A 23,040-nucleotide genomic window follows, 5' to 3' on the forward strand; every position below is an offset into this window, starting at 1 on the left:
TATATGTAAAGATAGCATACAAAAAGAAACACATTTCTTTCACATAGCAAAACTCTGTGTCTTTAAATAAGTGAAACGCCTTTTTTAAAATACAAATTTATCCCGAAGCTTCGGGACTATGTGTTAAAACAAATCCACTAAAAGGGTTGAATAAACATAATAATCATGAAAAAAATATTTTCTTTTTTACTATTCCTTTGCTTTCTAAGTCAAATAATAGCGCAAAAACCTGTTATTGAACTTGGAACAGCCGACTGGGGGAAAGGAATTAAGAAATTATATATTCCTGAAAAATTGGTTGCCGAAAATAATTTTATAAAAAATACTCCACAAAATTTTGATACTCCGCCAACTTTCGATCAAATAAAAGAAAAGCTTCCGCAACCATTTTGGAAAACAAAAAACGATGCGATTCTTTGTTACTGGAAAGCTTGGAAAATTGCCTTTTCTAATCTTCATAAAGTTAGTCCTGAAAACGGATTTATTTCTCCTTATATCGATGCTGCTTTCAATGGAAATATTTTTATGTGGGATACTTCTTTTATGACATTATTTGGGCGTTATGGTTCGAGAGCATTTAATTTTCAGGGTTCTTTGGATAATTTTTACAGCAAGCAAAAACCGGACGGATTTATATGCCGTCAGATTTATGGTTCGAACGGTGAAGATTGTTTCGAACATTACGATCCTTCGAGCACAGGACCTAATATTTTGCCTTGGTCTGAATGGGAATATTACACCAATTTTAATGACAAAACCAGACTTGCCAAAGTATTTCCTGCCCTTCTCGCCTATTACAATTGGTTTAACCTCAACCGTTCGTGGAAAGACGGCACTTATTATTCGACTGGCTGGGGCTGCGGAATGGACAATCAACCACGTTTACAAAGTGAATATAGTGTAAGATGGAGCAACGGTCAAATGTCCTGGATTGATACCACTTTGCAGGAAATTTTTGCCGCTCGATTTTTAATAAAAATGGCTGTTGAACTTGATAGAGAAAATGACGTAAAAAAATTGAAAGAAGAAGTTGAATATCTGACCAAATTCGTAAACGAAAAAATGTGGAATGAAAAATTGAATTTCTATACCGATGCTTTCAAAGATGGATCGTTATCTAATTTACAATCAATCGGCTCTTATTGGGCATTGCTTGCAGATGTAGTTCCCGAAAATCGAATAAATCAATTTATTAGCCCACTTTCTGATACCAAAAAATTCAATCGTCCGCATGGTGTTCCTACTTTATCTGCTGATAGTCCAGATTATAATGCCGAAGGCGGTTACTGGCGAGGATCTGTCTGGGCACCAACTTCTTATATGGTTTTAAGAGGACTTACCCAAATACATCAGGATAGTCTTGCACATGAAATCGCAACGAATCATTTTGACAATGTACTAAAAGTTTACACCCAAACTGGCACTTTCTTCGAAAACTATTCCCCGGAAAAAGTTCAGGGAAATGATCGGAAAAATTTTGTTGGCTGGACAGGATTGACTCCTATTGCGGTTTTGTTCGAATATATTTTTGGAATCAGAGCTGATGTACCCAATAATAAGATTGTTTGGGATGTCACTTTAAAGGATGAGTTTGGAGTAAAACAATATCCTTTTGGAACAGATGATACTATTGATTTTTATTGCAAATCCAGAAAAGATACTAAAAGAATGCCTCAAATAAGTGTGAAATCTAGTACGGATTTTACACTCACATTGCTTTGGGCAGGAGGGAAAAAAGATATTCTTATAAAAGGAAAAAAAATATAAAACTGTAGTACATAGAACAGTTCAAAACATAAAAATACTAATGAAAAAAAATCTAATTATATTATTCTCTATCCTGTTTTATAGCATTGGAACAAATGCAAAAACACCCGTTGCTGCAGACCGTTGGCTGGAAATTGATCTTTACTGGTTTGAACACAAAGACATGGAGAAATCTGCCAATGAATTTTGGCAACGCTACGAACCTCTTATGCAGGGAATCGACGGCTGGAAAGGTGTTATCATCAATGTTGGTTGGATTACGGATTACTTATATGAATGGCAGGGAGATATTAATCAGGAAATAAAACTGCCTAAAAACATGAAAACCTGGGGTTCGATCAAAGACCAGGGACAATTGGCAGGAACAACTCCGCAGCGTATGGATTTATGGAAAGATCGCTTTGAAAAGGCAGATAAACCTCAATCTATCAATTACGAAAAATGGACGTATGCCGATTTGAAAAAATTAGTAAACATACTTAAAAAAACAGCCCAAAATAAATACAATTTAAAAGATATTAAAGTGGGTACGTTTATTACCGGAGGTCAAAGCTCTTATGACGGCGATAAATCATCATTTTCATTAAGACATGCCAATTCTTATAGAAATGGGAAACCAAATATGGTTGCTAAATTAGCTGCTGAATCCCACAAATATGGTGCTTTTCCAGAAGGAATTCCAGAAGGAACACCTTTGACAGAATTCTTCGGAAAACAATGGGGAAGTTTATCAAAAGCACTTAACCTTGATGTTATTATTTTAAGAGACGGCTTTTTAGGTACAGGATTGTATTCGAGAAGAAAAGGTCCGTATGGCGAAACCGCTCCAAAAGATCCGAAACTGGTCGCAGAATGGAGCAAAGCCACAGCTGATTTAGTGAAACAAACTAAGATATCAAATCCAAAAGCATTGGTAATTGGCTATTCAAATGCAGCAAGCGCCATTGGCGGATGGCGCGCGAATTGTTTTGATTTGGAAACCATTGCAAAAGAAGGCTATTTGGATGGCTGGATTGACCAATCCTGGGCGGGATCGTGGAATGAAGTTGGGCAGCGTCCTGTCATGAATTATGTTCCCGAAGTTCGTTTTTGGAGTTCCCCATTATTGGGCTACAGCTATATGCTCGGTTATATGCTTTCTCATTCTGCCATGCTTGCCGATACAAAAGTGCACCATTATTTCCTAACCGAAACTTTCGATGCTTGGGAAACCTGGGATATTATTCACAATGCCAGAGAAAGACTGCGTTGGGGGATCTGGGCGTATTCTCATGCTGCTCTAAAAACTCCAAACGGACTAAAAATGCCTCACGGAAGCTATATTTCATGGGGTAACAGAGGAAAAATGTTGTTACCAGAAGAAGATGTAAAATTCCTTGCCCAAACTACCAATGAGGCTTTCGCCGATGCCGCAGCAACCAAAGAAGTTTTTGGACCAACATTGGTTTACAACCGAAGTGCGATGGAATGGCAATCGAATAACAAGCCAGACGAAAACATTAAAGAATGGATTGACGAACAAGCAGGAACATTAATGAAATGGTCTGTTCCTATTATGTCGGTAACTCGTCTGGAATATCTTCCAAATGTTCAAAGTGATCTGTTCATCTTTCAGACTCCGTCTCATTTAAACTCCTCTGAAAAAGAAAATTTAATTAAAGTCCTAAAATCGGGCAAACCCTCTATGGTTATTGGTAGTCCAGTTGGTGGATTGGATAAAGATATTGCTACAATTTTGGGAGTTTCTTCATCTGATACCATTATAAATAGCACCAAATACATCGGAACAATTAATTATAAAACGGAAGGCATTTATGCTTCTATTCCTAATACATTTCCAATTTTTCAGCCTTTTACACAGAATAAATTTAGCGACGGACTTGAATCTATTTATTCCGTAAGCTTCTCTCCTGCGCTGGGATTGAATCAAAAAGACGGAAAAAATTTGATTTATTGGGATGCTCCTGAGTTTTTCAATAATCTTCCTGGCGGAACAGATAATTACAAAGGTTCTCTGGATCAAATTATGGGAAGTCCGGTGTCTTATGTTTTGACCGCCCGACTTATAAATGAAACGATGAAAAAATCAGGATTTGCTTATGTGGATGAAATCAAACAAGAGCAACCTGTTCAATTATCAATGTGGAAGCTTAATGATGGAAGTTTTAGAATTATGGCCGGAAATCTCGAAGAAGGAATCAATCATACAGCAAATCATACGGTACAAACCACTCTTAATTTGCCATTTATTACCAATAAAGCTGTCGAAGTTTCTGAGCTTTGGAACAGAGCCAATACCATTATCGGAAATAAAAAACTGGAGATCAATTTAACTCAAGCACAAACTAAACTTTTTAAAATAGAAAGGCCATGAGAAAACAAGCTACACTAAATTTCATAATAACGGAGAAGTCTTTTTTTCTAGCATTTGTTGTTTTTCTTTTATCTGGATTCTGCGTTATCCTTAATGCACAATCAAAAGAGACAAATAATGTGTTTAATGTTCGTTCGTATGGAGCAATTGGAGACGGAAAAAACCTTGATAGTCCAGCCATTAACAAAACAATTGATGCTGCTGTAAAAGTGGGTGGCGGAACAGTTTGGGTTCCGGCGGGAACGTATTTGAGTGGTTCTATCCATTTGCAAAGCAATATAAATCTGCATATTGATGCCGGCGCAACCATTTTGGGAGCGCCTCAGGAAATGAATGCTTATGATGAAACTGAACCCTCTACTGTAGGTCCTTATCAGGACGGTGCGCATACCTATTTTCACAATAGTTTAATTTGGGGAGAGAATCTTACTAACGTTTTCATTACCGGTCACGGATTCATAAATGGCGGCGGTATTATACGCGATGATGAAATTTTGAATAAAATGAATGGTCACGATAATTGGCAAAATCCAAATCCGACTTTTAAACCAATGCGATTAGGCAATAAAGCAATTGCACTTAAAAGCTGCAAAAACATTACAATCAGCGACATTACTATCGTTCATGGCGGTCATTTTGCAATATTGGCAACGGGTTGTGATATGATGACTGTTGACAATGTAACGATGGATACAAATCGCGATGGTATCGATATTGACTGTTGCCGAAACGTAGTAGTTTCAAACTGTCGTGTTAATTCTCCGGGTGATGACGGAATCTGCCTTAAAAGTACTTATGCTCTTGGCGAATTTAGAATTACCGAAAATGTCTCCATTACCAATTGTCAGGTTTCCGGATTTCAGGAAGGCACTTTGCTTGACGGAACTATGAAACCTAGACCAAATGCTTCCGGACGTATTAAATTAGGCACAGAATCTAGCGGAGGATTTCGAAACATTACGATTTCTAATTGTACGATACGCAGCTGCCGAGGACTCGCACTTGAATCAGTAGACGGTGCACTTCTTGAAAACATTACTATCACCAATTTAGTAATGACGGATTTATACCACTATGCAATTTATGTAGCAACAGGCAACCGCAACCGATCGCCGGAAGTTAAAACCAATAGTCGTATGAAAAATGTTTTGATATCTAATGTTATTGCAACTGTATCAGATAAAATGAGCGGTATACAAATTATGGGCTTGCCTGAGGAACCTATTGATGGATTACGACTGGAAAATATTCGTCTAATAACTAAAGGCGGAGGAACTTTAGAAGATACGGCCATAAAACCTAGAGAACTTGGAAACGGTTATCCGGAACCTTATAAGATTGGGACTTTGCCTGCATACGGGATTTTTGTGCGACACGTAAAAAATTTAGAACTGGCAAACATTATAACCAAGTTTGAAACAATCGATAAGCGCCCTGCTGCCATGTTTTCAGATATTCAGGGACTTGATATTGATAATTTGAAGTTGCAGACAGCTGATGGTGTAAAAAACATACTATTGACTGATGATGTTAAAGGCGTAAATATTCGAAATACAACTTTAACTAAATAAAATAGCTTAAGACAAATTCTATCTTTTTAGCTTCTAAAATAATTTGTTGATAAAGAATATAATTATGAATAAAAAAATATTGTTACTAGGCTTATTTCTATCTGTTTTCTGCCAGGTCACTGCGCAAAAAACAGTTATAAGTGCTAAGGATATTGAAAAGACGATACGATCAACAGATCTGGAGAGAAAATCTTTACCTGATACTGCCACCATTAATTTGTATCAGGGAAATGGTGTTTTTGGAAGTTCTTATGGTCCGCTTGGATTACATATTGACCCTTCAAAAAATGCTTCATTTACCAAATATGGAAAAACAGAATACTTTAATATGCATCATTTTGTAAGAGCAAAATATAATGCCGATTATCTCATTCCACTTGCTCATTTTTATTGGGAAAAAGAGCCGGTAAAAGCAACAAACTACAGTCAGAAGCAAAGTTATTATGACGGTACGATTTCAACCCATTTTGAAGAAGGTCAAAATAAAGTTACTGTTCTAACCTGGTTTGATGCGGTAAATACAAATCTGGCAGGAATAAAAATTAATGTTGAAGGAAAAGCTTCTGATATCATCTTTAAACCTTCTGATATTTTAGATGTTCATTACGATCAAAAGCTCTCTCAAATCTCAAAAATAACCAATCAAAAAGATCAATGGAAAATTGAAATTTCTTGTTTGAATGCCAAAACAAATGTGTACTTAAAAACAAATGCTTTGGTAGAATTTCAAGGCTCGAATTTGATTTTAAAACTAAAATCAGGAGAAAATAACATCTTGCTTTCTGTTAAAGAACCAATTGCTATTGCTGCCGAAAAATCGTTAAAACAAAATACAGCATGGTGGCATTCTAAATGGCAAACCATGGGAATTATTATTGTTCCCGATTTAAATGCGCAGAAATTATGGGTTCGATCTATGGCTCAATTTCTAAGTTCGTTTAATGATCAAAAATTAGGTTTGCCACCGCCAATGGGCTTTACAGGAAATCACTGGTCTTTTGGTTATCCGCAGGATGTTTCATTTGTGCATTCCATTTTACTTTCAACAGGAAATATCAATCTGGCAAAATCATGGGTTGAAAATTTTGCTGATAGAATTCCGGGAATGAAAGCCTACACCAAACGCCTTTTGAATGTGGATGGAATCATGGCACCGTGGACATTTCCTTACGGTGATTTTGAAGGTTATCACGATCCTGCTGTTCCAAATAAGTTTTATTACGAAATTCATAATTCGGGTTATATGGCACGAATGGCTTATGAAACTTCGGTTTTTGTAAACGATAAAAACTGGACAGAAAAAAACGCAAAACCCTTAATTGCCGAAACAGCCAAATTCTACAGAAGCATTTCTCAAAAAGGAGCTGATAATCTGTGGCATATTATCATTCAGCCATCAACAGGGCAAGATGAAAAAGGCGGTGTCAATCAGGATGATTATTTGTGCGCGTTATTTAGCGCCGAATATTGTTTTCAAAAAGCCATAGAATTGAATTTGGACGAAGATGGAACTTACGCTAAAATTCTAAAAGAAGGATTGTCTTTTCCTGCATTAAAATCACAAAGAGGTATTTATTTTACCAACAGAGGACGCGGAGAATCAGATTTTGGAAGTCAAAAACATCCAGTGCAACTGAATCCTTTGGCCTTTCTTCCCATAGAAAAAACAGTTTCAGAAACTTCAAAAACGTCTTATGAACTTCGATATGATATTACGATGGGAGCCAAAAAACCTTATTTCTACGGATGGACTTTAGGCGAATTTTTACTGGCTGGTTCAAGAATGGGCGACGTTGCAGGATGGCAGAAAGATTGGGATAATCTTAGAAAAGCTGATTATGTTGATGCAGAATGGATTCAGGTTTATGAAACCAGTGGTGTTTACAAGGACGCTTATTACAATATTACGAACGGCCTTATTACGCAATCACTTCTAAATAATATTGTGACAGACTGGTACGGCAAACTCGAAATAGCAAAATGCAATCCGTGGAAAGAAAAAGTTTATCTGCAAAATATCTATTCAAAGTTGGGTGTAACGGTCAGCGGTGAAGTTGATCAAAAATCGGCTTCAATAGAATTGAAAGCATGGAAAGACTGTGAATTTGACCTCAACGGAGAAAAAATAATATTGAAGAAAAACGAAACAATCAAAAAGAAAATAGCGCTTAAATAAAATACAAAAATATCATGAAAAAGAAGTTCTCTAAATTAATTCTTACTCTTGCAGCTTTTGTTTTTGCAAATGCTGCAATTGCACAAACCAACAGTTTTGATCATTTGAAATTAGCTTCAGATTTGGAAGTAATGGCAAAAAAACTCGAAAAATCCCTTGCTGCAGATCACAGTAATTTACCTGTTTTTAATGTAGTAAAAGATTTTGGAGCCATCAACGAAGGAAAACAATTGACTACAAAACAACTACAAACTGCGATTGATGAATGTTCTAAAAAAGGACCGGCGCGCCTATTTTTTCCGGAAGGAATGTATTTAACAGGAACACTTATTTTAAAATCAGGTGTACATATCGAATTAGATAAAAATGCAAAAATACTGGGAAGCACAGACCCGAAAGATTATATCGTAATACAACCTGAATATAAAAACAACACCGATCTTCAGGTAGATAAATCGCTGTTTTATGCCGAAAAAGTAGATGGAATTTCGATTACCGGAAAAGGTATAATTGATTTTCAAGGAACTAGCGCCACTTATTTAGGCACAGGAAATAACGACAAACGCAGACCTTACGGAATAAGAATTATCAGTTCTAAAAACATTTATATGAGTGGTATAATGTTACTGAATTCGCCACAATGGTTACAGCATTATCTGGATTGCGAGAATTTAATGGTCGAAAATATGAATGTATTCAACCACGCGCATCAAAATAATGACGGAATCGATATTGACGGCTGCCGCAATGTGTATGTGCGTAATTCACGTTTCGACAGTGATGACGATGCCATTTGTTTAAAAAGCAACGGCCCGTCAGCCTGTGAAAATGTTTTGATCGAAAATTGTACTGCCGCGAGTCACTGTAACTCTTTAAAATTGGGAACAGAAACTACAGGAGGATTTAAAAATATTATCTACCGCAACTGCAAAGTCGTGCAATCTGTAACAGGTTTTCACAAAGTAAATGGAACAGAAACAACCCGCACAGCAATCACCCTTATCATTACGGACGGTGGAAAAATGGAAAATGTCTGGTTTGATAATATAGAAGCTACTGATTGTGTTACTCCAATATTTGTTACTCTTGGAAACAGAAGCCGTAAGCATACTGCCTCTGCTCCGGTACCTGCAATTGGAAGCATAAAAAACATCAGAATATCGAATATGAAAGCTTTTGGTGCAGGACCAATGGCATCTTCTGTTACAGGTTTAGATAATGCCAATAAAATAAATAATGTTGTTCTTGAAAACATTGCTATTGAATTGACTCATCCGGGAGAAAGTGCTGATAGAAACATTGATATGACGGCACTTCTTGCTGCCAAAAAACGCGGCTATCCTTCACCTGATACCTTCGGGAATCTTTCAAGCTATGGTTTCAATTTTAAATATGTGAACGGGCTAAAAATCCAAAACTTAAAATTCGATTTAAAATGTAAAGATCCCCGTGAAGCGATTGTAATTGAAGATTGTGAGAATGTAGACAAATCGAAGTTATAGTAAAATACAATGATAAAAAAGAATGATACCATTCCACTACTTATTCTAACTCTTGCTATTCTGGCAAGCGTGGTGGCTATGATCAAATCAAAAGACAGGGTTTACATACTTAATACTGAGTTATCATTACCTCAAGGTTTTGCTGCTGTAAAACTGATAGACAGTCTTGGAAAGGTAAGACATATAACCGTTACAGATAATGACAAAATTTATGCAAGACTTGCCAAACCTATCAACGGAAAAGGGACATTATTATTAGAACAGAAAAATGGAAAAGCGACGTTAAAATTTGGTTTTGGAAATTACGGAGGAACGGGAGTTCGACTTTACAGAGGATATCTCTACACCTCTTCCAACTCAGAAATTTTCAGATATAAATTGGATAAAAATGGAAAGGTAATCGATACAACAGCACGCGAAACAATCGTTACCGGATTATTGGATAATGGTACGCATGAAACAAAATCGATTATGATGGACAATAAAGGAAACATGTATATTCCGATTGGCTGTCCTTTAAATTCATGCCAGCAGGAAGACCGAAAAAAAGGATCAATGGGTATCCCCGATTGTCCACTTTTGAAAATCAGCGGAGGAGTCTGGCAGTTTAAACCAAATGTCCTGAATCAAACTATTCAAGATGGGGTACGATATGCGACAGGATTACGAAATGTTGTCGCTGTTGACTGGAATACGCAAACCAATCAGCTTTTTGTAATGCAGCACGGACGTGATCAATTGGATTACCTTTTTCCCGAATTATATTCGACCAAACAAAATGCTGAAATTCCTGCTGAATGCATGTACGCCTTAAAAAAAGGAGACAACGCTGGCTGGCCTTTTATCTATTATGATTATTTAAAAAAGAAGAAAATCCAGATGCCTGAATATGGTGGTGATGGCAAAAAAGAAGGCAGTTCTAAATATTTGGATCCAATTGCTGCTTATCCAGCTCACTTAGCTCCAAACGACATTTTGTTTTACACTGGAAACCAATTTCCTAAACGATATAAAAACGGTGCTTTTATAGCTTTTCACGGCTCATGGAATCGCAGACCGGAGCCTCAAATGGGTTATTTTGTTGTTTTTCAACCTTTCAAAAACGGAAAACCTTATGGAAACTGGGAGGTTTTTGCAGACGGATTTTCAGGATCTCCGGAAAATACCGCATCTGGACATTCAGAGCGCCGTCCGTGTGGTCTTGCACAGGGACCAGATGGTTCCCTTTATATTTCTGATGATAAAAAAGGAGCTATCTACAAAATTACCTATGATGAAAACAGAACAACTCAGAATCTCGAATCTTCTAAACCTAAAACTGTAATAAAAGATGATGATAAAATACTTGATAAAACCAACAAAATAAATGCCGCTGGGGCGCAAATTTATACCAGAAATTGTGCTGTATGCCACATGGATGATGGAACAGGCGTAACCAATCTTAATGCACCGCTTAAAAAATCCAGTAATGTAACGGGTGAAAAAAGCAGACTAATTAAGACGCTTCTTAATGGACTTAAAGGCGGTAAACTTGATGGAGAAATATATAGCAATGCAATGCCATCTCACAGCTTTTTAAGCGATAAGGAAATTGCAGATGTGCTTACTTATGTACGAAATAGCTTTGGTAATAAGGCCAGTGCTGTTTCTCCTGAAGAGGTTGCTGCTATTCGTAAAATTAAATAAAATCAATATTACAGACTTTTTTGGGTCTGTAATATTTACCGTTTTTACAGAAGATAATTAATAAATAATAAATAACATTTTAAACCACAAATTATGATAAAAACACCGTAAAAAACCGTGTGCGCACACGTAACATAATTAACTGTAAAATAACCAATTACAAACACAATTCGTACTAATTATAAATGCGCAACTATTACACAATCACTTTATTTTCTAACCTTAAAAACAATTTACAATGAAAACAATTTTGAATTTGCATCGGATCTCGATGAAGAAGATTTTATTTTTAACAAGCGTTGCATTTTTATTTAACGCATCAGTGCTTTGGAGCGCAACAAGAAATGTCGTCACAGGTTACGGAGCGGATAATACAGGAGCCACTTATGCCACTGTACAGATCCAAAATGCGATTAACGCCTGCCAGCCGGGTGATATTTTATTCTTTCCTGACGGAACGTATTTAATGGATAGTGGTTTGACACTAAAATCGAACGATTTAACTGTTATCATTTCTCCGGGTGCGCTTATTAAAGCCAATACAATCTATGTATGGCGTGAGAATGGTAGTGATTTATTCTTTGGTGAAAACCTTAAAAATATTGAAATCACAGGAGGCGGAATAATTGATGGCGGTGGTCTGGTTTACGAACGCAGTACCAGGCCTTATCAAAAACCAGGTCGAGGTATTGAATTAATTGGCTGTACAAATGTGAATATTCACCACTTAACCGTGAGAAACATTCCTAATTTTGCGATTAATCTAGAAAGATGTAACCTCGTAATTGCAGATAATCTATTGATTCGTGGTAGGCCTTTTGACAATTTTCATGGTTCTGCAGATGGTTTAGACATTCAAAGTTGTTTTGATGTCACCATTACAAATTGCGATATTGAAGTTGGTGACGATGCACTCTGCTTAAAAGTAAAACCCGAAGCTCCTTTGCATAAAGTAAGAATCAAGAACTGTATTCTGGCTTCTTCGTGTAATGCTCTTAAATTAGGTACCGACACAAAAAACGATGCTTATGACATTATTGCGGAGAATATTATTATAAACAAACATTCTAATCCTGCCGCAAGCGGAGAGGATCCTATTTCTACAGGTGACTGTATATCTGCAATTACTATACAAAGTAATGATAACACGAATGTTCATGATATTACAGTAAGAAATGTAACTATCAATAGTTGTTACAATCCTATCTATCTTGAATTACAAAACAGAGGAAATAATAACCCTTTTTTAGGTAAACTAAGTAACATTTTAATTGAAAATGTCAATTGTAAAAAATCAACTATTCAACCTGTTGTTTTTAATTATGATTGTGATTATCCAACTAAAATGGAAGACGTCACTCTTAACAATATCACAGTTTATAATTATAGTTCAAATGCGGGAGTCAATCAGACTTGTATGTCAGGAAACTATCCGGAAGTTAAAAATAACGGAATTGCTGCTGCATACGGTATTTGGGCAAGAGGTATTGATGGTCTGGATATCAACAGCTGTGATTTCATCAATACAGGAAACAGTACGCGTCCGAGAACTTACTTCGAAAATACAACGGCTGATGTTCATGAAACTAACGGATGTACCAGAATTCCAATCGATCCATTCTCTAAAGTAAATAACGGAGCTTATAGAAATGTGCCAATTACTGTTGCTGCAACTGGTGCGTCTGTAACTTTTGGACCTCAGCCAACAAACGGAAGCTGGAGCTGGACGGGACCAAACGGATTTAACTCAAATTCACGCGAAGTTACCATTTCAAATATTCAGGATGCAAAATACGGAATCTATACAGCAACTTATACGAATCCTTGCGGAGCTGTAAGCACTATGGATTTTGAGATTACCAATAAGAATATTTATGAAGCAGAAAACGCTTTAATAAACGAAGGAACTATAAATGACGGAGCAACCGGAAGATATGTTGACTTAAATGCGGGAGGCTTCCTAAAATGGGGGAATGTTAATATGACTATAGCAGGAACCTACAGTTTAGCTTTTAATGTTGCGGTTTATTCTGCCAGTACACGAAAAATGGGAGTTTATGTAAACGGTGTAAAAAAGGGCGTAATCACATCTTCTTCTTTAGCTTTTGCCGAAGTTTCTTTAAGTACTGCGCTTAATCAGGGAAATAATATCATTGAATTACGTGATTCTGAAGGAACAACGGAATTAAATGTAGATTATCTGGCAATAAGAACGACTTCCGGCGGTATCGCAGCTAAAAGTGCTAAGACTGCTGAAACAACAACAGAACCTTTAATTGAGGAAGGTTTTTATGTGTATCCAAATCCAAACGACGGAATTTTAAATATTGATTTTCATGGAGAAAAATATACTTCAATACTAATTTATGACAGTACGGCAAATCTGGTTTATTCTAAAAAAATTGATGCTGAAAATGGATTACAAATTGATTTAAGTTCAGTTTTAAAAACTGGAATATACGTGATTTCATTAAAATCAGACACCAAGGTTACAAACAAAAAGCTAATGGTTAAGTAAGCGCAAATAATAAATGTTGGTTCTAAATTCCATACAAAAGTAAATTACAAATAATAAGTTATGTCAGATAAAATCGTGTGTTTTGGAGAAATACTGCTTCGTCTTTCGCCTCCAAATCATTTAAAAATTTTTAAATCAAAAACATTTGAAGCACACTATGGCGGTGCCGAAGCAAATGTTGGAGCATCGTTGGCTTTAATGGGCTGTGATGTGAATATTGTTACTGCACTTCCTCAAAATGAACTTGGGGCGTCTGCAGAAAGTGAAATGCTTTCGTATGGAATGAGAGCCAATACTATCAGACAGGGAGAACGAATCGGAATTTATTATTTCGAACAAGGTGCCTCCGAAAGACCTGGACGGGTAGTCTATGACCGAAACAGTTCTTCCTTTTCTGAATTAAAAAAAGGAATGATTGATTGGAAAACTATTTTTAAAGATGCAAAATGGTTTCATTGGTCGGGTATCACTCCTGCCCTTTCTCAGGATTTGGCAGACGTTTGTGAAGAAGCTTTAGTTATTGCTTCAGAAATGGGATTAACCATTTCTGCCGATTTAAATTTCAGGCCGACTTTATGGAATTACGGCAAAAAAGCCAATGAAATAATGCCAAACCTCATCCAATATTGCGATGTACTTTTAGGCGGTATTGATGATTCTGAGAATTGTTTGGCAATAAAAACAACCGAAGATGAATCTTTTGAAATTGTCTATAAAAAATGGCAAAAACAGCATCCCAAATTAAAAACAATTGTCTCTACACTACGCTATGATGCCAATGCATCTGCAAATACTATTGGAGCAGTTTTATGGAGCGATTCAAAACTTTATCAATCCGGAGAATATAAAATTTCACACATTATCGATCGTATTGGCGCTGGTGATGCCTTTATGGCCGGACTCATATACGGACTTATCAATTGGCCCAAAGATCCGAAAAAAACGGTAGAATATGCTTTGGCCGGTTCTTGCCTCAAACATTCAATAGCTGGCGATATTAATTTGGCTTCGGTCAATGACATTATAGCTTTAATGAACGGTTCAACAGGCGGGCGGGTTATTCGATAATTAGAAATAAATAAAACTAATAAAGTGAGTAAAATAGACCAGATTATAACGACAATTACCAATCAGGGCACTTTGCCCTTGTACTTCAATAAAGATGAAACGGTAAGTATTGAAATATTGCGTGCGCTTTACAGAGCCGGTATAAAAGCAATTGAATACACACACAGGGGCGCTGAAGCAACAGAAAACTTCAAAAAAATGATAGCAGTTCGCGACGCTGAAATGTTCGATTTGCTTATCGGAATTGGAACCATTAAAAATGAAACTCAGACAGAAGCCTATCTCGAGTTGGGTGCCGACTTTTTTATAAGTCCGGGCTTTGTTCCAGAAGTAGCCGCATTATTAAAAAGCAAAGAAATTTTGTATATCCCCGGCTGTATGACACCGACTGAAATAATTGCTGCTGAAAACAAAGGAATTCAGTTCATAAAATTATTTCCGGGAAACAAAATCGAGCCCGACTTTCTTTCCAGCATAAAAGACATCTTTCCAGATCTGATTTTTATGCCAACAGGAGGAGTTGATACAACTAAAGAAAATATTCAGGCCTGGTTCGACGCGGGAGTATCCGCCGTTGGAATGGGAAGTAAATTAATTAGCAAAAAATTGATGGACGAAAAGGATTATCAGACTATTGAAGATCAAACTAAAAATGTACTGGACATCATAAAAACGATAAACAAGTAACAAATCAACAAATTATAAAAATGAATTCAATGTTAAATCTAGAAGGAAAAATTGCCCTTATTACCGGAGGTGCGGGAGTTTTAGGAAGCAATATGGCCGAAGTATTGGCAAAACAAGGTGTTACTACAGGAATTGTCGGACTTACGCTTGAAGAAGCCCAGACAGCTGTAGACAGAATTGAAAGCAACGGCGGAAAAGCTTTTGCTGTAAAAGGAAATGTTTTAAATCAGGAAGATCTTGAAGCCATTCGCGATTTTATAAAAGAGAAATATGGCCGTTTAGATATTTTAATTAATGCTGCCGGAGGAAATATGCCAGGTGCAACTATTGGTCCTGACCAGGCAATTTATGACTTAAAACTAGGCGATTTACAAAAAGTTATGGACTTAAATGTCATCGGAACAATGCTTCCTTCAAAAGTATTTTCTGAACTTTTTGCTTCACAAAAAAGTGGAATTATCATCAATATTTCTTCAGCATCGGCAGAGCGTCCTTTAACGAGAGTCGTTGGTTATTCTGCTTCAAAAGCGGCTATAGACAATTTTACTAAATGGATGTCTGTAGAACTGGCTTCAAAATATGGAGAAGGAATTCGTGTCAATGCAATTGCTCCCGGATTCTTTATCGGAGAACAAAACCGCGCTTTGCTATTGACTCCAGAAGGAGATCTTACGCCAAGAGGAATCAAAATTATTGAACACACTCCAATGGGACGTTTTGGAGTACCAGAAGATTTAGATGGAGTTTTATTATTCCTGTGCAGCGACCTGTCAAAATTCGTAACCGGAACAGTGATCAAAGTTGACGGTGGTTTTGGAGCAACAAGTATTTAATTATTAAAATAAAAAAAAGATGAAACAGACATTAAGATGGTTCGGGCCAAACGATCCCGTTTCTTTATCAGACATAGCACAAGCAGGTGCAACAGGAGTTGTAACAGCATTACACCATATTCCAAACGGTCAGGTTTGGGAAGTGGAAGAAATTCAGAAGAGAATTGATATTGTAAAATACAAAGATGGAAATTCGGCTAACGGATTGACAGGTTTAAACTGGACCGTAGTGGAAAGTATTCCCGTTCACGAAGACATTAAAAAACAAAGCGGAAATTATCTTCAATATATCGAAAATTACAAACAGAGCATTAAAAATCTTGCTGAATGTGGTATTCACTGTGTTTGTTACAATTTTATGCCGGTTTTAGACTGGTCAAGAACTGATTTATCTTATGAAATGCCAGACGGTTCAAAAGCATTACGCTTTGATATGACAGAATTTGCAGCTTTTGAATTGTTTATTTTAAAACGTCCCGATGCTGAAAAATCATACTCACAAGAGCAAATTAAAGCTGCTACAGCTTACTTTGAAAGTGCAACTCCAGAACAAAAAACGAAACTACAGCAAAATATTTTAGCAGGATTACCTGGTGCTGAGGAAGCTTATTCTGTTGAAGATTTCTTAGTGACACTGGCAGCTTATGACGGAATTGACAGCAATAAATTAAAAGAACATTTATTCTTTTTCTTAAGAGAAATTATTCCTGTTGCAGAAAGTAACCATGTATTGATGGCCATTCATCCCGATGATCCCCCTTACCCTATTTTAGGATTGCCAAGAGTTGTAAGCACAGAGAATGATCTTATAGAATTAATGAGAGCTTACGATTCTAAATCAAACGGGTTTACGATGTGTACAGGTTCTTACGGCGTTAGAGCTGATAATGATCTGGCCGGAATTGTAAGACGTCATGGCGATAAAATGAATTTTATTCACTTAAGAAGTACACAACGTGATGAGCAGGGCAATTTTTACGAAGCCAATCACTTAGAAGGTGATGTTGACATGTATGAAGTTGTAAAAGAAATTCTTATCGTAGAAAAAAGAAATGGTACCAAATTGCCAATGCGTCCGGATCACGGGCATCAAATGTTGGATGATTTAAAGAAAAAAACAAACCCCGGATATTCTGGAATTGGCCGTTTAAGAGGTTTAGCCGAATTACGAGGTTTGGAACTAGGAATCAAAAGAAGTTTGTAAATAATAATTTTCTGCTCCGGACTTAAAAGTTTGGAGTGGAATTCTTTAGTTATTTTCACATTAATTGTGGGTGGAAACAGTTATCAGGTTTTACAAAAAGATTTCACAGTTAAGTAAAGCCAATCAAAGAAAATTTTAAAATAGCATTATGCAAAACAGCTTTATAACAGACGACTTTTTATTACACAATACCTTTGCAAAAACACTCTATCACGATTTTGCGAAAACACAACCTATTTACGATTATCACTCTCATCTTTCTCCAAAAGATATTGCTGAAGATCGTCAGTTTGAAAACATAACGCAACTTTGGATAGAAGGCGATCACTACAAATGGAGAGCCATGCGTGCCAATGGAATTAATGAAAAGTACATAACAGGAAATGCTTCTGACTTTGAGAAGTTTCAAAAATATGCCGAAACGCTTCCGAACACGCTCAGAAATCCTTTGTATCACTGGACACATTTAGAGCTGCAACGTTACTTTGGGGTAACCGAACTATTAAACGCTGAATCAGCAAAAAGAATTTATGATTCTTGTAATGAATTATTAAAAAAGCCAGAATACAGCGTTCGTAATTTATTGCATAAAATGAATGTAAAAATGGTAGGGACTACCGATGATCCTACAGATGATTTACTATATCATAAAGAACTGAAAGACGAAGAATTTGAAATTGCAGTGCTTCCTTCTTTTCGTCCTGATAAAGCAACCGAAATTGAAAAAGGAGGCGCCTTTGTACTTTGGATTAAAAAACTGGAAAGAGTAGTTTCTTTTAGAATTCAAAATTTTAATGATTTGGTAAAAGCGTTGCAAAAACGTCATGACTTTTTCCACGAAATGGGATGCCGAATTTCAGATCATGGTCATTCTTCTTTTTACAATGCTGCTTCAACTCAGGAAGAAATCAATTTGATATTTGAAAAAGGGATGCAATCTGAACCTTTAACTTCAGTAGAAATTGAAAAATACAAATCGGCATTGCTTTATGAAATCGCCGTTATGAATTATAAAAAATCATGGGTACAGCAATTTCATGTTGGTGCTATTCGTAATAACAATAGCAAGATGATGAACCTCATTGGCCCTGATCAGGGATTTGATTCAATTGGAGATTTGACTATGGCGCAAAGTATGAGCGGCTTTTTTGATAAATTAAACTCAAATGACGCCCTGACTAAAACCATTGTTTACAATCTAAATCCAAGAGACAATGAAATGATGGCTTCTATGGCAGCGAATTTTAATGACGGGTCAGTTCCAGGGAAAATGCAATACGGGGCGGCCTGGTGGTTTTTGGATCAAAAAGACGGTATGCAAAAGCAATTAGATGTTCTCTCCAATTTTGGATTATTAAGCCGCTTCGTGGGAATGCTAACCGATTCAAGAAGTTTTCTTTCGTTTCCCCGTCATGAATATTTCCGCCGTATTCTTTGCAATGTTTTAGGAGAAGAAATGGAAAAAGCTGAATTGCCAAATGACATGAATTTAATTGGCGATTTAGTTCAAAAAATTTGCAGTGAAAATGCGGTTCAATATTTTGATTTCCATCAAAAATAAACTTTCAAATAATTATTAAACTATAATAACCCAAAAACCATAATGTACAATAAAAACGAAGTCATCGGAAAATACAGATGGACGATCTGCGGTTTACTTTTTTTTGCTACTACTGTAAACTATTTAGACAGACAAGTATTGAGTTTATTAGCACCAAGCCTTTCAGAAGAATTCAACTGGAACAATACTGATTATGCAAATATTACTGCTGTATTTCAATTTATTTATGCCATCTCGATGCTGTTTGCAGGAAGGATTATAGATAAAATCGGCACAAAAACCGGTTATATATTAGCGATTGCGATATGGTCAATTGGCGCTATTATGCATGCCTACGCAATCCCGATTGGAACAACAGTAAATAGCATTTTAGTTTGGGTTGGAATTGCTGCCGTTCCGGTTTCTATTTTAGGATTTATGATTTCACGATCCTTTTTAGCTATTGGTGAAGCAGGAAATTTTCCAGCTGCAATTAAAGCAGTTGCCGAATATTTTCCAAAAAAAGAACGTTCGCTTGCTACTGGAATATTCAATTCAGGTTCTAACGTAGGCGCAATTCTAGCTCCACTAACAGTTCCATGGATTGCGGTAAATTGGGGTTGGGAAACTGCCTTTATCATCATTGGAGCAATTGGATTTATCTGGATGTTTTTTTGGTACATCTTATATGAGAAACCAGAAAAGCAGAAAAGATTATCAGCATCAGAATTGAACTATATTCTTGATGGAGAAATTGCAGAAAAAGAAATTGAAACAACTGTTCCAAAAGAAAAAATCTCCTGGATTAAACTTTTAAAATATAAGCAGACATGGGCTTTTGTTTCAGGTAAATTTTTAACTGATGGTATCTGGTGGTTCTTTTTATTTTGGTTGCCAAAATATTTAGAAGCACAATTTGGTCTCGTAAAAACAGATATTGCATTTCCACTTTCCGTCTTATATACGATGACAATGGTTGGAAGTATTTATGGTGGTTATTTTCCAATGTATTTCATCAATAAAGGTTACAATGCTTATGAAGGCCGAATGAAAGCGATGTTGATTATTGCTTTGTTTCCTCTTGTAGTTTTATTGGCCCAACCTTTAGGTCACATCAGTTACTGGATTCCGGTTTTATTAATTGGTATTGGGGCATCGGCACATCAGGCCTGGTCAGCTAATATATTTACTACGGTATCAGACATGTTTCCTAAAAAAGCAATAGGATCTATTATTGGTATTGGAGGAATGGCCGGAGGAATTGGTGGTGTTTTAGTATCAAAACTAGGTGGTACTCTTTTTGATTATTATGAAGCCCACGGCCATATTCAGACTGGTTATACTATTATGTTTGTGCTTTGCGCTGTTGCGTATTTGGTTGCATGGACAGTTATGAAAATACTGGTTCCTAAATACTCAGAAATTAAAGATTTGTAATATTAGACAACTTTTAAAAACAAATAAAATATTTGATTTATCATAAAATGATTTAATTTTGAATTTCATTATCGAATTTTACCATTCATTTTAAAACAGTTAAGAGATTTAAAGTCTACAATTTGAATTTTGATGGAAGATTCGTGGCGCAATACAGAAAAAAATATTAGAAATGCAGTATAAAAGCGGAATGTGATAGTTTTGTTCGAATCCCTCTTTCTCCGTTGGAATTCTCAAGAATATTGTATCAAAACGAAATATCTATCGAAAACAAAGGTGTTCGACTGTCGAACACTTTTACAATAACTTTAAAAGTTATATTTTCTTTTTTAGAATAAAAAATTTGACCTAAAATCTAAAAAATAAAAATAGCCTTTTCGATTTAAACAAAATAAATAGTAAATCCGTATACACTTCGAGCTCATATAAATAAGGGGATTTAGTGATTTTTACCAAGCTTATCTATAAACATTAATATGGGAATTAAGTGTTCAATTGAGATCCCTTCAATTCCACAAAAAGGAAGGTATTTAGATATATCTTCCTTTTTTTATTTCACAACAAACCATACATCAATACCTACATAATCCCCAAAACTTTGTTATAGATAAACTAAATTCAAAACTTTAGTCTAATATTATTTATACTTTTGCACTTTACTTTCCCTTATAATGAACAATCCCCAACCTATACACCACAACGAATTAGAACGTCTTGCAGCATTAAAACGTTATAATATCCTTGACACTTTACCCGAATATGCATTTGACGATGCCACTAAACTGGTTTCTTATATATGCAGTGTACCTATCGCACATATTTCATTTATAGATGAAAACAGACAATGGTTTAAATCTGAAATCGGAATTGGCGTATCTGAAGTACCGCGGGAAATAAGCTTTTGCCGCTATACTATTATGGAATCTGAAATGGTTGAAATAAGCGACACTCATTTAAACGACAGATTTAGAGACGATCCTAATGTAGTTGACGGCTTCAAGGTTAGGTTTTATGCCGGAGTTCCGCTTACAACTCCTGACGGATATAACATAGGAACCATTTGTGCCATTGATCATGTTGCTAAAGAACTTAATGAAGGTCAGCGAAATGCACTTTCTATTATAGCAAGACACGTTATCAACCAGTTAGAATTAGGAACAAAAAATAATGAACTGGCTAAGCAGAAAAAAATTGCCGAACGTGCGGTATTGGCAAAGGATAGTTTTCTGGCCAATATGAGCCATGAAATCAGGACGCCTTTAAATGCGATAATTGGTTTTACAGATCTTTTAGCTCAAACAAAACTAGACGATGTTCAGCGTGATTATATTAATAGTGTTCAGGTTGCAGAAGAAAACCTGCTCTTGATCATTAATGATATTCTTGATCTTTCAAAAATTGAATCAGGTAATTTGATGATTGATGCACAGCCATTCAATTTAAAAAAGACACTTAAACACGTTTATGATTTATTAAAAGTAAAAGTTCCTGAAGCTGTAGAATTTAATCTTTTTCTGGATGCCGATATGCCGGAAATTGTAATTGGTGATCAGGGAAGACTCAACCAAATACTGGTAAACCTTGCCGGTAATGCGCTAAAATTTACTGAAGAAGGTGAAGTAACAGTCTCTGTAAAAAAAGTTACTGAAACTGCTGATGATTATTCACTTAAATTTTCTGTTAAAGATACCGGAATAGGTATACCGGAGAAAAAACTTAAAACGATTTTTGAACGATTTACACAAGCAGAAGAAAGTACGACAAGAAAATTTGGCGGTACAGGACTTGGCCTTAACATTGTAAAACAGCTTATTGAATTACAGAATGCCGAAATTCATGTAAAAAGCAAACAAGGGTTTGGTTCTGAATTTTTCTTTGTAATTACTTATAAAAAAGCAAATTACATTGAAAAAGTAGACGAACCATTAGCAGAATATAAACCCGGTAAACTAAAAATACTTCTTTGTGAAGACAATGCCTTAAATCAGAAACTGGCAAAAATCGTTATTCACAATTTTGGTTTTGAACTGGATATTGCCGAAAATGGTGAAATAGGTATCGATCTTTTATCAAAAAATAAATATGATTTGGTTTTAATGGATCTTCAGATGCCTGTTAAAGACGGTTATCAAACTACACATCATATTAGAAATGAAATGAATTTAAGCATTCCTATTATAGCCATGACCGCACACTCTCTTGTAGGCGAGCAAGAACGTTGTTATAAGGAAGGAATGAATGCTTATGTACCAAAACCTTTTAAACAGGAAGCACTTTTAGAAGCTATAAAAATGGCTCTAAGCCAGGATGTTTCTCCTATATTGAAGAGAAAAATAGATTTGTCATTTCTGGATGAAGTATCGGGCGGTGACCCAAAATTTAAGCAGGATATGATTGCTCTTTTTCTGGAAAAAATTCCGAATGAAATAATTCAACTAAGCGAGGCATTTTATAACAAAAATAATGATGAAGTCCTTAGACTTTCTCATATTATGAAATCCAGTTTAGACATATTTATGCTAAATGATCTTAGCAATTATTTGTCTATTATAGAGAAAGAAGCTCAACTTGGGCAATTTAGCTCCGAAACTGTCAATATGATTACTATCTTAGATCAGGAAATCAGTGAAGTAATTAAATCTTTAAAGGAAATATAAATCCTACTTTAGTACCAAGA

General features: G+C 35.9%; 14 protein-coding genes. All 14 read left to right on the forward strand.

Annotated elements, in window-relative coordinates; translation table 11 throughout:
• Positions 1 to 165: 165 nt before the first annotated feature.
• The 14 genes from LNP81_RS25440 (at position 166) to LNP81_RS25505 (ending at position 23,020) form a co-directional block, all read left to right on the forward strand.
• On the forward strand, positions 166 to 1,767 hold the full coding sequence (locus LNP81_RS25440; RefSeq protein WP_230040225.1) for an MGH1-like glycoside hydrolase domain-containing protein: 1,602 nt from the start codon (positions 166 to 168) through the stop codon (positions 1,765 to 1,767).
• A 40-nt stretch (positions 1,768 to 1,807) separates the two neighbouring features.
• Positions 1,808 to 4,141 (forward strand): hypothetical protein, encoded by a 2,334-nt coding sequence (locus LNP81_RS25445; protein WP_230040227.1) that lies wholly within the window; start codon positions 1,808 to 1,810, stop codon positions 4,139 to 4,141.
• Positions 4,138 to 5,712 (forward strand): rhamnogalacturonidase, encoded by a 1,575-nt coding sequence (locus LNP81_RS25450; protein WP_230040229.1) that lies wholly within the window; start codon positions 4,138 to 4,140, stop codon positions 5,710 to 5,712. The genes LNP81_RS25445 and LNP81_RS25450 overlap by 4 nt, the downstream gene beginning before the upstream one ends.
• Positions 5,713 to 5,776: 64 nt before the next feature.
• Positions 5,777 to 7,888, forward strand: coding sequence for a hypothetical protein (locus tag LNP81_RS25455; protein WP_230040231.1), 2,112 nt, complete (start codon positions 5,777 to 5,779; stop codon positions 7,886 to 7,888).
• Positions 7,889 to 7,902: 14 nt separating this feature from the next.
• A complete protein-coding gene (locus LNP81_RS25460) occupies positions 7,903 to 9,390 on the forward strand; it encodes a glycoside hydrolase family 28 protein (protein ID WP_230040233.1) in 1,488 nt (495 codons plus the stop codon).
• Positions 9,391 to 9,399: 9 nt separating this feature from the next.
• A complete protein-coding gene (locus tag LNP81_RS25465; protein ID WP_230040235.1) occupies positions 9,400 to 11,076 on the forward strand; it encodes a PQQ-dependent sugar dehydrogenase in 1,677 nt (558 codons plus the stop codon).
• Positions 11,077 to 11,314: 238 nt separating this feature from the next.
• Entirely contained in the window at positions 11,315 to 13,594 is a 2,280-nt protein-coding gene (locus tag LNP81_RS25470) for a glycosyl hydrolase family 28 protein (RefSeq protein WP_230040237.1), read from the forward strand.
• Positions 13,595 to 13,654: 60 nt separating this feature from the next.
• Positions 13,655 to 14,662 (forward strand): sugar kinase, encoded by a 1,008-nt coding sequence (locus tag LNP81_RS25475; protein WP_230040239.1) that lies wholly within the window; start codon positions 13,655 to 13,657, stop codon positions 14,660 to 14,662.
• 24 nt (positions 14,663 to 14,686) lie between these two features.
• Entirely contained in the window at positions 14,687 to 15,349 is a 663-nt protein-coding gene (locus tag LNP81_RS25480) for a bifunctional 4-hydroxy-2-oxoglutarate aldolase/2-dehydro-3-deoxy-phosphogluconate aldolase (RefSeq protein WP_230040242.1), read from the forward strand.
• A gap of 29 nt (positions 15,350 to 15,378) precedes the next feature.
• Positions 15,379 to 16,182 (forward strand): SDR family oxidoreductase, encoded by an 804-nt coding sequence (locus LNP81_RS25485; RefSeq protein ID WP_230040244.1) that lies wholly within the window; start codon positions 15,379 to 15,381, stop codon positions 16,180 to 16,182.
• A gap of 19 nt (positions 16,183 to 16,201) precedes the next feature.
• A complete protein-coding gene (uxuA, locus tag LNP81_RS25490) occupies positions 16,202 to 17,386 on the forward strand; it encodes a mannonate dehydratase (protein ID WP_230040246.1) in 1,185 nt (394 codons plus the stop codon).
• Between the two features lie 148 nt (positions 17,387 to 17,534).
• On the forward strand, positions 17,535 to 18,947 hold the full coding sequence (uxaC, locus tag LNP81_RS25495; RefSeq protein WP_230040248.1) for a glucuronate isomerase: 1,413 nt from the start codon (positions 17,535 to 17,537) through the stop codon (positions 18,945 to 18,947).
• A gap of 42 nt (positions 18,948 to 18,989) precedes the next feature.
• Positions 18,990 to 20,363: an MFS transporter gene (locus tag LNP81_RS25500; RefSeq protein WP_230040250.1), complete on the forward strand. Its 1,374-nt coding sequence runs from the start codon at positions 18,990 to 18,992 to the stop codon at positions 20,361 to 20,363.
• A 671-nt stretch (positions 20,364 to 21,034) separates the two neighbouring features.
• Positions 21,035 to 23,020 (forward strand): GAF domain-containing hybrid sensor histidine kinase/response regulator, encoded by a 1,986-nt coding sequence (locus tag LNP81_RS25505; RefSeq protein WP_230040252.1) that lies wholly within the window; start codon positions 21,035 to 21,037, stop codon positions 23,018 to 23,020.
• Positions 23,021 to 23,040 lie beyond the last annotated feature (20 nt).

It is taken from the genome of Flavobacterium piscisymbiosum (genome assembly GCF_020905295.1).
GTDB classification, from domain to species: Bacteria; Bacteroidota; Bacteroidia; order Flavobacteriales; family Flavobacteriaceae; genus Flavobacterium; species Flavobacterium piscisymbiosum.

Coding starts and splice junctions, on each gene's coding strand:
- LNP81_RS25500 (WP_230040250.1), top strand. CDS start 18,990: ATGTACAATAAAAACGAAGTCATCGGAAAATACAGATGGACGATCTGC.
- LNP81_RS25475 (WP_230040239.1), top strand. CDS start 13,655: ATGTCAGATAAAATCGTGTGTTTTGGAGAAATACTGCTTCGTCTTTCG.
- LNP81_RS25470 (WP_230040237.1), top strand. CDS start 11,315: ATGAAAACAATTTTGAATTTGCATCGGATCTCGATGAAGAAGATTTTA.
- LNP81_RS25455 (WP_230040231.1), top strand. CDS start 5,777: ATGAATAAAAAAATATTGTTACTAGGCTTATTTCTATCTGTTTTCTGC.
- LNP81_RS25485 (WP_230040244.1), top strand. CDS start 15,379: ATGTTAAATCTAGAAGGAAAAATTGCCCTTATTACCGGAGGTGCGGGA.
- LNP81_RS25440 (WP_230040225.1), top strand. CDS start 166: ATGAAAAAAATATTTTCTTTTTTACTATTCCTTTGCTTTCTAAGTCAA.
- LNP81_RS25445 (WP_230040227.1), top strand. CDS start 1,808: ATGAAAAAAAATCTAATTATATTATTCTCTATCCTGTTTTATAGCATT.
- LNP81_RS25460 (WP_230040233.1), top strand. CDS start 7,903: ATGAAAAAGAAGTTCTCTAAATTAATTCTTACTCTTGCAGCTTTTGTT.
- uxuA (WP_230040246.1), top strand. CDS start 16,202: ATGAAACAGACATTAAGATGGTTCGGGCCAAACGATCCCGTTTCTTTA.
- LNP81_RS25505 (WP_230040252.1), top strand. CDS start 21,035: ATGAACAATCCCCAACCTATACACCACAACGAATTAGAACGTCTTGCA.
- LNP81_RS25465 (WP_230040235.1), top strand. CDS start 9,400: ATGATAAAAAAGAATGATACCATTCCACTACTTATTCTAACTCTTGCT.
- uxaC (WP_230040248.1), top strand. CDS start 17,535: ATGCAAAACAGCTTTATAACAGACGACTTTTTATTACACAATACCTTT.
- LNP81_RS25450 (WP_230040229.1), top strand. CDS start 4,138: ATGAGAAAACAAGCTACACTAAATTTCATAATAACGGAGAAGTCTTTT.